Annotated in this window: 10 protein-coding genes; 8 read left to right on the top strand and 2 right to left on the bottom strand. The window is 43.9% G+C overall.

The window, feature by feature from the left end:
• Nucleotides 1-59 precede the first annotated feature (59 nt).
• From cysE to NKU06_RS09385, 8 genes are all read left to right on the top strand, one after another.
• Nucleotides 60-866 (top strand): serine O-acetyltransferase, encoded by an 807-nt coding sequence (gene cysE, locus NKU06_RS09420; RefSeq protein ID WP_254730334.1) that lies wholly within the window; start codon nt 60-62, stop codon nt 864-866.
• Nucleotides 867-907: 41 nt separating this feature from the next.
• Nucleotides 908-1,474 (top strand): DNA-3-methyladenine glycosylase I, encoded by a 567-nt coding sequence (locus NKU06_RS09415; protein ID WP_254730332.1) that lies wholly within the window; start codon nt 908-910, stop codon nt 1,472-1,474.
• 57 nt (nt 1,475-1,531) lie between these two features.
• A complete protein-coding gene (locus tag NKU06_RS09410) occupies nt 1,532-2,641 on the top strand; it encodes an FUSC family protein (RefSeq protein WP_254730329.1) in 1,110 nt (369 codons plus the stop codon).
• Between the two features lie 189 nt (nt 2,642-2,830).
• Nucleotides 2,831-4,726, top strand: coding sequence for an RNA polymerase sigma factor RpoD (gene rpoD, locus NKU06_RS09405; protein ID WP_254730326.1), 1,896 nt, complete (start codon nt 2,831-2,833; stop codon nt 4,724-4,726).
• Nucleotides 4,727-4,827: 101 nt separating this feature from the next.
• Complete coding sequence (locus NKU06_RS09400) at nt 4,828-5,982, top strand: AAA family ATPase (RefSeq protein WP_254730323.1); 1,155 nt, start codon at nt 4,828-4,830, stop codon at nt 5,980-5,982.
• 100 nt (nt 5,983-6,082) lie between these two features.
• Complete coding sequence (locus NKU06_RS09395) at nt 6,083-6,385, top strand: YbeD family protein (protein ID WP_253223442.1); 303 nt, start codon at nt 6,083-6,085, stop codon at nt 6,383-6,385.
• 66 nt (nt 6,386-6,451) lie between these two features.
• Nucleotides 6,452-7,780: an exonuclease SbcCD subunit D C-terminal domain-containing protein gene (locus NKU06_RS09390; protein WP_254730319.1), complete on the top strand. Its 1,329-nt coding sequence runs from the start codon at nt 6,452-6,454 to the stop codon at nt 7,778-7,780.
• Between the two features lie 32 nt (nt 7,781-7,812).
• Complete coding sequence (locus NKU06_RS09385; RefSeq protein ID WP_254730315.1) at nt 7,813-11,730, top strand: AAA family ATPase; 3,918 nt, start codon at nt 7,813-7,815, stop codon at nt 11,728-11,730.
• A gap of 122 nt (nt 11,731-11,852) precedes the next feature.
• Here NKU06_RS09385 and prfB read toward each other — a convergent pair.
• Both prfB and NKU06_RS09375 read right to left on the bottom strand, forming a co-directional pair.
• Nucleotides 11,853-12,948, bottom strand: a protein-coding gene (prfB, locus tag NKU06_RS09380; RefSeq protein ID WP_253223439.1) for a peptide chain release factor 2 whose coding sequence is annotated in 2 segments (ribosomal slippage) — nt 11,853-12,875 and nt 12,877-12,948 — 1,095 coding nt in all. Because the reading frame shifts where the segments join, the coding sequence is not laid out codon by codon here.
• A 104-nt stretch (nt 12,949-13,052) separates the two neighbouring features.
• Nucleotides 13,053-13,727: an HAD family phosphatase gene (locus NKU06_RS09375; RefSeq protein ID WP_253223438.1), complete on the bottom strand. Its 675-nt coding sequence runs from the start codon at nt 13,725-13,727 to the stop codon at nt 13,053-13,055.
• Nucleotides 13,728-13,771 lie beyond the last annotated feature (44 nt).

Raw genomic sequence — 13,771 nt, 5'->3', positions numbered from 1 at the left:
TAAACAAGCACTGGTTTATATATTTAGGTTTATTAAAATTAAAAAGTTAGGAAATTAATATGTCAGTATTTGCCAAACTCTGCGCGCTCAAACAAGCCATCAGTGAAGATGTCAGTGCCGTCCTAGAACGCGACCCTGCTGCTCGCACCAAAGCCGAAGTGCTGCTTACTTATCCTGGTATCCACGCGCGCATCATGCACCGTGGCGCGCACGCACTGTGGAATGCCGATCAGAAATTTTTGGCGCGTGCGCTGTCGCACTTTAGCCGCTGTACCACAGGCATCGAGATTCACCCTGCCGCCAAGATTGGCAAACGATTTTTCATCGATCATGGCATGGGTGTGGTGATCGGCGAGACTGCCGAAATCGGTGATGATGTTACTTTATATCATGGTGTCACCTTGGGTGGTGTGTCTTGGGAAAAAGGTGCAAAACGCCATCCGACATTGGGTAATAATGTCGTCGTCGGTGCAGGCGCGAAGATTTTGGGCGGCTTTAGTGTCGGTGATGATGCCAAAGTCGGCTCAAATGCTGTCGTCGTCAAGCCTGTACCAGCAGGTGCGACCATGGTCGGCAGTGCTGCACGCATGATCGTCAAAGAAGAACCCGTCAGCCCAACCGAACACCAAGCCCAATCCGAGCATCTGTTCAATGCCTATGGACTTAAGCCCAATGCCAAAGATCCTGTGGCATCCAGCATCGCCGCCTTGCTTGCTCACATCCAAGACCAAGATAAGCAAATCTGCGAGCTGATGAACGCTGTCAAGACATTAAACCCAAATTTTACACCCAAGACCATCAAGTCTATCTGTAAAGATGATTTATCCGTACTGGATGATGATGGCGCAAATGACTTCACCATCTAAGTTGTATCATTAGCAAAATTAAGTAGTAAAAGGCGTAACTCATGACCACGCGCTGCACTTGGTGCTTATCCGATCCAATCTACATCGCCTATCATGATCAAGAGTGGAGCAAGCCTGTCTATGATGACGATACGCTCTTTGCCCTGCTGTGCCTAGAAGGGATGCAGGCAGGTTTAAGCTGGATTACGATTTTAAAGCGGCGCGATGCTTATTATCAAGCCTTTGATGGCTTTGATGCTGCCAAGATTGCTTTATATGATGACAATAAAATCGATGAACTCATGCAAAACACAGGCATCATCCGCCACCGTGCCAAGATCGTTGCCATCATTGATAATGCCAAAGCTTATCTAAAAATCAAGCAAAATCAGTCGTTTAGCGATTATCTGTGGGGTATTACCACGCCCGATGGCAAGCAAATTGACAACTGTCCTAGCACGCCAAACGACATCCCTGCCCAAACCGAAGCATCCATCAGACTTGCCAAACAGCTGAAAAAAGATGGCTTTAAATTCGTCGGTGCAACCATCTGTTATGCCTTTATGCAAGCGGTAGGCATGGTCAATGATCATGTAGTAGAGTGTGAATTTCGTTCATCATCGCATTGAATATTGTTGTTTTTGTTTAATAATTATTAAAAATAAACATCGTATGAACACACCATTATGACAACCAGATCACCACAATGCACAACGATAACATCACTGCTCAAGCGGCAGATCAATGACCTAATTCGCTTTAATCATCAGCATTCTCGCGCATGGCATATGCCTGTCATGGCAGCGATCGCCACCAGTTTTCCGATTTTTCTTGGTGCGTATTTTGATCAGTTATCATCAGGGCTTGTGGCATCATTGGGCGCGATGGTATTTTTAAATTTACCTTATCAAGGCACATTCTTCTTTCGCATGACCCAAGTCTTAGCGTGTAGTTTTGGCTTTGTGGCATGTTATGCCGTGGGTTTGATCACCCATCTAGAGCCACGATTGACCTTACCGTTGCTGTTTTTCGTTACTTTTTGGGTGGCGTTATTTGGTCGCTATTTTCGCCTTACACCACCTGCTGGGACTTTTATTCTGATGGCGGCGGCGATTGCGCTGTTTATACCGATTGCACCGCTTCAGATTCCTTTTTATATTGGCTTGATCGGCTTGGGCTGTTTATTTTCAGGGGTGATTGCGTGTATTTATACGCTGTCTTTATTCGCAGGCGGCAAGCAAAACACCCACAGCGAGCCTTTTGTGTATCGTGATGACATGATGGTCGATAGCGCACTGGTCGCTACGACAGTTACTGCATCATTGGCAGTGGCGCTGCTGTTGGGTATGTCGCGTCCGTACTGGGTGGCGGTGAGCTGTTTTACCATCATCACAGGCATGACGGTGCTGAGCATTTGGACCAAGCAATTACAGCGCGTGGTCGGTACTTTTTTTGGCATGGCGGTGGCTTGGGGCTTGCTGCTATTTGATCTAAATCCTTGGCAAGTTGCCATCGCCATGCTGCTATTGGTGGTGATTATTGAGACGCTGGTGGTGCGCAATTATGCCCTAGCGATTGCCTTTGTTACACCTTTGACCATCTTGATGGCAGAATACAGTAGCCAAGTCGTGCACACTGCCAATGCCGAGACATCGGTGATCATTGCCAGATTTTGGGATACTTTATTGGGCTGTGTGATCGGTTTGCTTGGCGGTATGATCATTCACAGTCGCCGCCTGCGCCCAAGCCTGCATCGATTTGACCAACGACTTGCGCGGATTTTTCGCATCAGCTAAGGCGATATACATCAAGCAGCTTTAGTTTAAGACTTTAAATTTACTAAGCCTTGCCAAAATATGCACAAACTTCTGATAAGCTGGTTGAAATTTTGGCAAACCATACCCACATATAGGCTATTGAATCCATACCCAAACAGCGGTATAATTCATTGTTTACCCCTTTTGCCACGACAAAAAGAGCACATCATGATCAACGAGACCACCACAGGCAGCGAAGATTACCCAGAATCATCATCACAGCTTGCAGAGCTGATTCGCCTTGGCAAAGAACAAGGCTATTTGACCTATGCCGAAGTCAATGACCAACTGCCCGACTCGGTGACCGAAAGCGACCAAATCGAAGACATCATTCAAATGCTGACCGATGTCGGCATTCAGGTCTTTGAAGTCGCCCCAGATGACGATGACATTTTGCTTGCCGATGGCGGCAGTGATGACGACATGGCGGCCGATGAAGCGGCGGCGGTATTGGCATCGGTTGAGACTGAACCGGGGCGTACCACCGATCCTGTGCGTATGTATATGCGCGAGATGGGCACGGTTGATCTGCTGACGCGCGAAGGTGAAATCGGTATCGCCAAGCGTATCGAAGAAGGCACACGCGAAGTGCAGTATATCATGGCATATTGGCCGGGTACTGTTAAGCTAGTCTTAGATGAATATCAACAAGTGCTTGATGGTGAGAAGAAAATTTCTGATGTCGTATCAGGCTTTTTGAGCCTAGAAGACACCGAATTTGAACTCAATGACGATGCAGAATTGGAGCTTGACACACCAAAAGCTGACGCACCTGAGATCGATGATCTGGACGATGACAGCGAAGATGATGACGGTGATACACCAATGGATGCTGATGCTGATGATTCAAACCTTGACCCTGAAGAAGTGCGCACACGCTTTGAAGAGCTGCAAGCTTTGTATGACAAGACGCAAGCCGTACTTGAAAAACACGGTCGTGGTAGCAAACAGGCTAAAGCTGCCGAAGATGAGCTTGCTAACCGCTTTATGCTAATCAAGCTTAACAATCGCTTGTCAGATCAAGTGATGGAATTGATGCGCGAAGTCTATGAAGATGTCCGCGCGAACGAACGCCGCATCATGAAATTGGTGATTCGCCGTGGCAAGATGCCTTTAGAAGAATTTAAGAAAACTTTCCCAAGCAACGAAACCAATGTCGAGTGGCTTGCTCATCGTATTGATGGCAAACCTGCTTTTGCTGAGACCTTGGCAAAAATCGAAAAAGATGTCGTTGCCCTACAAGAAAAAATCCTAGCACACGAACTTGCCCTAAAAATGGACATCCGTGACATGAAAGCTGTCGCGCGCCAAATGGCAATCGGTGAAGCCAAAGCCCGCCGCGCCAAGAAGGATATGGTCGAAGCCAACTTGCGTCTGGTGATTAGCATTGCTAAAAAATACACCAACCGTGGTTTGCAGTTCCTTGACCTAATCCAAGAAGGCAACATCGGCTTGATGAAGGCGGTGGATAAGTTCGAATACCGTCGCGGTTATAAATTCTCAACCTATGCTACATGGTGGATTCGCCAAGCGATCACTCGCTCGATTGCCGACCAAGCGCGCACCATCCGTATTCCTGTGCATATGATTGAGACCATCAATAAAATCAACCGCGTCAGCCGTCAGCTGCTACAGGAAATGGGTCGCGAGCCGACACCTGAAGAGTTGGGCGAACGCCTAGACATGGACGAAGCCAAAGTCCGTAAAGTGTTAAAAATCGCTAAAGAACCAATTTCGATGGAGACGCCGATCGGTGATGATGAAGATAGCCACTTGGGTGATTTTATCGAAGATAATACCATCTCAAGCCCGATTGAGAACGCGACCGCTGAAGGCTTGCGTGAAGCCACGCGCGAAGTGCTGGATAATCTGACCGAAAGAGAAGCTAAGGTACTAAAAATGCGCTTCGGTATCGATATGCCAAGCGATCACACGCTAGAAGAAGTCGGTAAGCAATTCGATGTTACGCGTGAGCGTATCCGTCAGATTGAAGCCAAAGCCCTGCGTAAGCTGCGCCATCCATCGCGCTCAGAGCATTTGCGTTCGTTCTTGGAAAATGATTAATTTTAGTTTGGCGAACTCTACAAGCTTGTCATTTTGGCAGGCTTGTTTTTTCTAAACAGTTTTTATCTTATCAGATAATCAATTTACAAATCAGATATTTTATGAAAATTTTACAATCTAAGCATTACAAACCGCGTCGTATCATCAGCGAGCGACACATTAACGGTGACTATCATCTACAGAGCCAAAGCATCGATGAACGCCTGAACGCGGACAATCACCCTTTTGAAGGCTTGATCGGCGCGATGATGGCATCGATTAATTTTCGTGGTGATGATATTGTCATCAAAAAAGAATTTTTAAAGGATTTTGTACAATGCACCGACTACAGCACCGCACATTATAATGGACAAACGGGCATTTTTTATGCAGGCGAGCTGTGCTATTATCACCCAGAGTATGAGTTTTTCTTATTACTCAATGAAGATTTGAGCAATGAATATGACAAGACCATCATCGAAGCAGGTTTTTATAGCGTGATTCGACTGGGCTATGACAACCAAAAAGCTGATAATCTTGCCAAAATTCGTGAATTTTTTGACCGTTATTTATCCAAATACACCTCACAAGATGCCAAGATTTCGCTGCTATTAAAAGAAGGTCAAGATTTGGTGTTTAAGACCCACAGCATCAAGCCACTGAGCCTTGATTTGAACACCATGTACAATGACGACTTTTTGCCCGTGCATCGCAAGATCAAAGATGAGCTGACTCAAAGCAACAAAGGCGTGGTGCTACTCCATGGCGTGGCAGGTTCAGGCAAGACCAACTATATCAAATGGCTGACCGCGCAAGTCCCTGATAAAAATTTCATCTTTGTGCCGAACAATCTGATCGGTGCGCTTGCCGAACCGCAGTTCATGAGTATGCTTATTGACAACAAAAACTCAGTACTGGTGCTTGAAGATTGCGAAAATTACATCGCTGAGCGCGTCGGCGGCGGCAACACTTCCGATGTGGTCTCAACCATTCTAAATATCGCCGATGGCATCTTATCCGATGTGCTTGAATGCCAATTTATCTGCACTTTCAATGCCGATCTCATGGACATCGACCACGCCCTATTGCGCCGCGGACGCTTGATCGCCGAGTATCAATTCACCACCTTGAGCGTGGAAAAAGCTAATCAGTATTTGGCATCACAAGGCAAAGACATTGTCGTGACAGAGCCAAAAACACTGGCGGAGATTACCAACATCGACGAAGTGCATTATCAAAGTGAGAAAAACAAAGGCAATTTTGGGTTTATTTCTTAGATACCGACTGGTTGGTTTTTTTGTCAAGCTTAAGTCTCTCTTGAAATCAACCAACCAATCCCCATATACAGCTTAACAAACTATTATAAGGAATACATCCATGACAACACAAACCACACCACTACGCACCGAGATCCAAACGCCAGAATTGTGGAATTTTCCGATGGATTATCCAATGAGCATCATCGGACATGAAGGTCATCGTGAAGAACTTCTTAATGAAGTAAAACTGATTTTGGCGGAGATTTTCCCAGAATTTGATCACGCCACCATTCAAGTGCGCCCTTCTCGCACTGGTCGTTTTCACTCACTGCGCCTAAGTCTGTACCTGACTTCTGCCGATGAAGTGAATCGCCTATATACCGCACTGGATAACGCCAAAACCGTGCGTACTGTGGTATGACCCAATCCAAAGACTGCCTTTTGTGCAGTCTTTTTTCTTGTTTTAGCATAATAAACTGATACGGACATGACGCTCAAAACCCATCTGATTGGTGAATTTGACACCAGCCACAGCATTCCTGATAAACCTAAGAATAATTTAAGAATACTACATACTTCTGATTGGCATCTGGGTAAAATGCTATATAATCAAGCGCGCTATGATGAATTTGAAAAATTTTTAGCTTGGCTACACGATCAGATGAAAGCATTATCCGTCGATGTGCTGATTGTCGCCGGTGATATTTTTGACACCATGACACCAAGCAACCGCGCTGAGCATCTATATCATGAATTTCTTGCCAAGACTTATCGCGCTAATCTTAGTCATGTCATCATCGTTGCAGGTAATCATGACTCACCGACCAATCTACAAAAAACCAAGGATGTGCTTGGCGTGCTCAACACCCATGTCATCGGCACACCAAGCCATGATCCTTCCGATAATGTGATTGTACTTAATAATGATAAACAAGAACCTATCGCCATCATCATCGCTGTGCCCTATCTTCGTGATCGTGATGTGCGTAGCAGTGGCGACAATCAAAGCGACATCGACCGCAATAAGCAGCTATTGGCAGGCGTTGCCAATCATTATGACACACTGACAAAAATTGCGATAGAAAAACAACAACACATTAGCAAAACTTATCAAAAAGCCATCCCAATCATCGCCACAGGTCATCTATACACGGCAGGCTCTAGCCCATCATCCGATGATGACGGTATGCGCTCGTTACAAATCGGTACACTGGGACAAATCAACGGCACCATCTTTGATTCTGCCATCGACTATGTCGCTCTAGGGCATATTCATCGTGCGCAAATGGTCGCAAATCGTAAGAACATTCGTTATTGTGGCTCGCCGATTGCCATGGGCTTTGGTGAAATTGGTCGTGCTAAAGAATGCTTAGTGATTGATTTTCAAGAAAAAAATCATAAAATTGACTCACAAGCGTATCAGCTGCCCATCCCTGTATTTGAAAATCTTGCTCGTATTAGTGGCGATTTTGATGAAATCAGCGATGCGATCAATCAGCTCAAATCCTTAGATGCTAATATTTATCTTGAGATCGAATATACTGGCAAGGCGCTATTGCCAAATCTAAAATCCGACATTGATAAGCTGATTGAAAATTCCCAATTAAGCGTACTTGCTACCAAAATCCCCAGAATTCGCAATCGTACGCTTAAGCAGACACAAGCACATATTAATTTAGAAACACTGAACGAAATGGATGTATTTGCTCAGCGATTGACAACTGCCGATCTGAGCGATATTGAGAAATCAGAGCTGACCGCTGCATATGCAGAAATCGTCAGACACATCCATGAAGAAGATGGGCAAAATACTTAAATATCCTTATTTGATAAGTTTTTATAAATAGTATGAAAATTCTAAAATTACGCTTTGAAAACATCAACTCGCTCAAAGGCAAATGGGAAATTGACTTTGAAGACATGGCATTTGATGACAATGCCCTATTTGCCATCACGGGTGCGACAGGCGCGGGCAAAACCACCATCTTAGATGCCATCTGCCTTGCATTGTATGGTGAAACACCCCGCGTGAAAATCTCACCTAGCCAAAATGAGCTGATGAGTATCGGTACGGCATACTGCTCAAGTGAAGTTATTCTACAAACTGGTGGCAAAATCTACCGTGCGTTTTGGTCACAGCGCCGCGCCAATCAAAAAAGCGATGGCAAGCTACAAGCTGCCGTGCGCGAACTTGCTTTATTAAAATCCACTGATGACAATGCAGGTCAAATCCTACAAGAAAAAGCAAGCCTTGTCAAAGCCAAAATAGAAAAAATCCTAGGCATGACGCTTGAGCAGTTCACGCGCTCAGTAATGCTCGCTCAAGGGAATTTTGCAGCTTTTCTACAATCTGATGCCGAAAAACGCGGTGAAATTCTTGAGCAAATCACTGGCACGCAGATCTATGCCAGTATCGGGCAGGCAGTTTTTGAAAAGCACAAATCCCTGACCACACATTTAAAAGAGCTGAATACCAAGCTTGGTGAAGTCAAGCTTTTGGGTACTGATGCCTATGAATTATTATTAAGCGAAATCAATCAGTCCAATCAACAAAAAACCACGCTTGAAAATGATCTAAAGGCTTGCAGTGAGCAATTAAGAGAATTTAAACAATATCAAGAATATATCAAAGAGGAAAAACATTGGCGGGATCAACATCAAAAAGCCCTGCAGGATGTAGCAGCCTTTGCTAACGAACAAAAAAAGCTGGATCTTGCCAAGAGCGCACAGTCACTTGAACCGCTGTATCAAAAATTTCAAGACCTGAACAACCAACAGCAGCAAAAAACCAATGAGCTAAACGCACTCAATGATAAGCTACCTTTATTAAAATCAACTTATCAATCTGCCAATAAAATCAAGGAAAATCTACAAGCATCTTTGCAAGAAAATATCACAGCATTCGATGAAATCAAGCCTGTGCTTGCGAAAGTGCGCAGCCTTGATCAGCAGCTTGTGGTGGATATAGCAAAACTAGACACCATCAAACAAACCCATCAAGACAATTGCACCACTCTACAAAATACACAGCAAGCGCTCGCCAATACCCAACAAACCAAAACCGATACCCAAAATCAGCTCAATAATATTACAGAGCAGCTGAGTGCATTTGACCATAATAATCATGAAAAAATTCTTAACACACTCACTCTTGGTCAAGAGCAATATCAGCGCGTACTAAGCGATACCGATGAGATTTATACACAGCAGCAATCCGCTCATACCAATCTTATTCAGCTTCTTAATCAAAGAAATCAGCTGCGTGCAGATTTTAAACAAACCAAATTACTGCTTGAGAAGCATAAGCTTGATGCTGATAATTTGACTGAAAATATTGTAGATATACTTGATATTAAAGCTCAAGATTCGGATAATGCATGGGATTATCAAAGTCTATCAAATTATATCGATGATATTAAAAATACACACCGTCAGGCACAGCAGTCTGAGCAACAACTAACCGCCATAGCTCAGCTGTATCTGCAGCATGAGCCATTAAATGCTGAATTACAAGATTTACAAGTACAACTAACTCAAAATCAGCATGAGCTTAAGGCGTTAAGCTCTGAGCTTGATGCCATCACCGCATCATATCTTGATGCTGAAAAACTGTATCATAGCCTAGTAGAAAATCATGAGCTTCATAAGCAAATCTTACATATGAAAGCGCATTTTGATGAGCTCAACGATGGCGATCCTTGTCCTTTATGCGGTGCAACAGAACATCCCTACAAGTCTTTGCCAAATTATCTCGACGGCACACAAGCTCTGCAAGCAAAGCAAGCACTTGATGATCAGCAAGTAAAACTCAATGATATAGTGCAGCAAAAATCGTCACTTGAAAAGCAGCACTACGCCCTGCTGACCCTATTAAACAATAAGAAAAATAATGTAGATCAACTACGCAATAAGTCCAATCAACTGATGCATCAATTGAATCAATCATGGGCCACTTTACCACAAGACTTGGTGCAAGACTTACCATATGATACACTGCCAAATCATTCACAGTTTGGTGAATTTCATCAGCAATATCAGCAGAAAATTGTGCAGCAAGCACAAATTATTCAGCAGGCAGATGCACAACTTCGCGAACTGTCACAAGCTCTTCACCATCAAGAAAAGCTACAAATTACTCACAATACTCAAATCCAAAGTGCTGAACAGCTGCAACTTGCCATTGTGCATGAATTACAAGGATTTTACCAATTACAATCCAAGCTTGACTCACATCTTAATTCTGCGGATTCTTTGCTGAAAAATTTTGGTGCACTATCGATATTCAAAGATCAAGATTTATTAATTCAATTACAAAATTATTTGTCTAATACCAGTCATAATATTCAAACACAGCCCCATATCGACACCCAAGATACGAATGCCATTCGCTTACTGACCAGTGATGATTTACCTGCTATTTTTAAGCTTGATGACGGCTTAAGCCATCAGCTTGCCGATGTGCTCAATCAGACGCTTATGACACTACAAGAGCAGCAAAGCACTATTCACGCTTTACAAAACAAACATCAAGAACTTAATAATAAACTTATTAAAATCAATACCTTAGAACAAAATCAGCTTGAGCAAATCGCACGCTTAGAGCCTATCGTCAAGGCTCAATCTAATGAGATTGATACTCAAAGCCAAGCCATCAATGCACTAAAACAAGAACGCACAACGCTATTTGCAGAGCAATCAGTCGATGCAGTAGAAAGCGAATATCAAAAGAAAATCACCGAACTACGAGATGAGTTAAACAAACAAACCGAGCTTCAACAGCAGCTGGCACTGGATCAGCAAACTGCAATCAGCACCATCAATACCGTCACGACCTTACTTGATGAGATGATGCAAAATCTTGAGCAAGCCATGGCGGGTTTTGAACAGGCATTAAGTACATCGCCTTTTACATCACAGGCAGACTTTTTATTTGCTTTATTGGATACGCAAGAGCTAGAAACGCTACAAAATCGCTCAGATGAATTAAATAAAACCCTGCATAATTCTGAAAATTATTTACACAACATCGCTGACAAATTATCGCAGCTTAAGCAAAATAATCCTGATATTATTACACTATCTGCAGATGAATTAAGCGCCAAAGAACAAACCATCAGCGATCAGTTAGCACAATTAAATCAGCTAATTGGCAATCTTACCAACAAAAAACAGCAAGAAGACATCAATCGCAGTTATCAAGCTGATCTTATCAATCAGATCGAATTACACAATGAAAATACAGCCGTTTGGGCAAAGCTTGATGCGTTGATCGGCTCGGCAGATGGTAAGAAATATCGCAATTTTGTGCAAGGCTTGACACTGGATTTGGTGCTACATCATGCCAATCAAATCCTTGGCAAGATGACTGATCGCTATGTACTGATTCATGATGGCGAACACGCCAAAGCCCTTGAGATACTTGTCACCGACCTATATCAAGGCGATGCCATTCGCAGTAGTAAGAACCTATCAGGTGGTGAGACTTTCATCGTAAGCCTTGCACTGGCACTTGGATTATCTCAGATCAATAGCCAAAAAGTGCAAATTGAGTCGCTATTCTTAGACGAAGGCTTTGGTACACTCGATGAAGATGCACTGGAAATGGCGCTCAATACTTTATTTGAACTTCAACAAAACGGCAAAAGCATCGGCATCATCAGTCATGTCGCAAGCTTAAAAGAACGCATCGAAACGCAGATCATCATCGAAAAATCTGCCAATGGAGCAAGCATTATTAAGGGTGCAGGTGTGAGTCGGTTGGGTTGAAGAATCATTCATCCCAACTTGCAATCAGACTTTCTATGTAAATATAACAACAAGCAATTCGACTGACCATATAGAAAACCACACCTTCTTCAGATGCGGTTTTTCTTAACAAGCAACAACAATCACAGCCCCGCTTTCAAGCTCGCTTCGATAAACTTATCCAAATCACCATCAAGCACCGCACCTGTGTTTGAAGTCTCAACACCAGTGCGCAAATCCTTGATGCGTGAATCATCCAGCACATACGAGCGAATCTGACTGCCCCAGCCGATGTCCGATTTGCTGTCTTCAAGTGCCTGCTGCTTTTCCATGCGTTTTTGCATTTCTAGTTCATACAGCTTGGCACGCAACATTTTCATCGCCGTGTCTTTGTTGGCGTGCTGTGAGCGTTCGTTCTGACACGCCACGACCACGCCCGTTGGTTGGTGAGTAATACGCACTGCAGAGTCTGTGGTATTGACATGCTGACCGCCTGCGCCGCTTGAGCGATAGGTATCGATACGCAGATCGGCAGGATTGATGTCGATTTCGACATTATCATCAATCTCAGGCGAGACAAACACCGCCGCAAACGAAGTATGGCGACCATTATTACTATCAAATGGCGACTTACGCACCAAACGATGCACGCCGATCTCGGTACGCAGCCAACCAAAGGCATAATCACCCTTGACATGGATCGTCGCAGACTTAATGCCCGCCACGCCACCTTCAGACACTTCCATCACATCTGCCTTAAAGCCGTGACTCTCGCACCAGCGCAGATACATACGCAGCAGCATCTGTGACCAGTCTTGCGCTTCTGTACCACCCGAGCCTGCTTGGATATCCAAATAGCAGTTATTGGCGTCCATCTCGCCGCTGAACATTCGCTTAAATTCCAAATCTTCCACTTTCGCGCGCGCCGCATCCAGCTCTGCTTGCACATCATCCAGTAAGCTTTCATCTTCAGCTTCCACCGCAAGCTCAAGCATTGCTGCCGCATCATCTAGGCTAACATCCAAGCCTTCGATCACGCCGATGATGCCATCAAGCACAGATTTTTCTTTGCTAATCTTAGTGGCAAGTTCAGGATTATTCCAAAGCTCAGGATTTTCAAGCTCCAGATTGACTTCTTCTAGGCGTTCTTTTTTGCCTTCGAAGTCAAAGATACCCCCGAAGTTCTTGACCGCGAGCGGCTAGGTCTTTGATTTGCTCTTGATAAACGGCGATTTCCATGATGACTCCAATAATGTATCAATTTAAAACAGGCTATTATAGCAATTTTGGCGACCATTTGCCATCATAAGGTACATGAAAGCTACAGCCAAACCACATTAAGCTTACATTGACCAATCGACGATTTGCCAGTCGTTATTTTGTGCGTGTTCTTTTAAAATCGCATCAGGTGTCACGCAAACTGCTTCATCAGCGAAACTTAACAATGGCAAGTCATTTTTTGAATCTGAATAGGCGATGAGCTTATCAAATGCCACGCCCTTGTCTGCATAAGCTTTGATCAAGTTTTGTAGATGATAAATCTTACCATCTTTAAAATTCGGACGATCGGCGACTTTACCTGTATAGTGATTATCCACCACTTCAAGGCGCGTGGCTAAAGTATGCACACTATCCACCCCAAAAAGATTGGCAATCGGCACAACCACAAAGTCATTGGTTGCGCTGATTACCACGACGACATCGCCATTATCTCGATGCTTTTTGATTTGCTCGATTGCCTTAGGTCGCATATTTGGCTTGATCCAAGTGTTTAGATATTCTTGACGATATACATCCAAATCCGCCATCTTCTGCGTATGCAAAAATGCCGCAACAAATTCATTATATTCCACCGCATCCAGCGTGCCAGCGATATAATCTTGATAAAATTTATCATTGGCATCGGCATAGACTTTGGCATCCACCAAGCCTTTTTCAACGATGAACTGCCCCCAACTGTGATCGCTATCGACATTGAGCATTGTCATGTCAAGATCAAATAAAGCAAGATTTGGCATAGGCTTATCCTTATCATAAAAATCACGCCATTATCGCCAATCTT

Origin of the sequence: Moraxella sp. FZLJ2109, from assembly GCF_024296965.1 — a bacterium.
Taxonomy (GTDB): Bacteria; Pseudomonadota; Gammaproteobacteria; order Pseudomonadales; family Moraxellaceae; genus Moraxella.
This window is presented reverse-complemented; position numbering and strand designations above follow the sequence as displayed.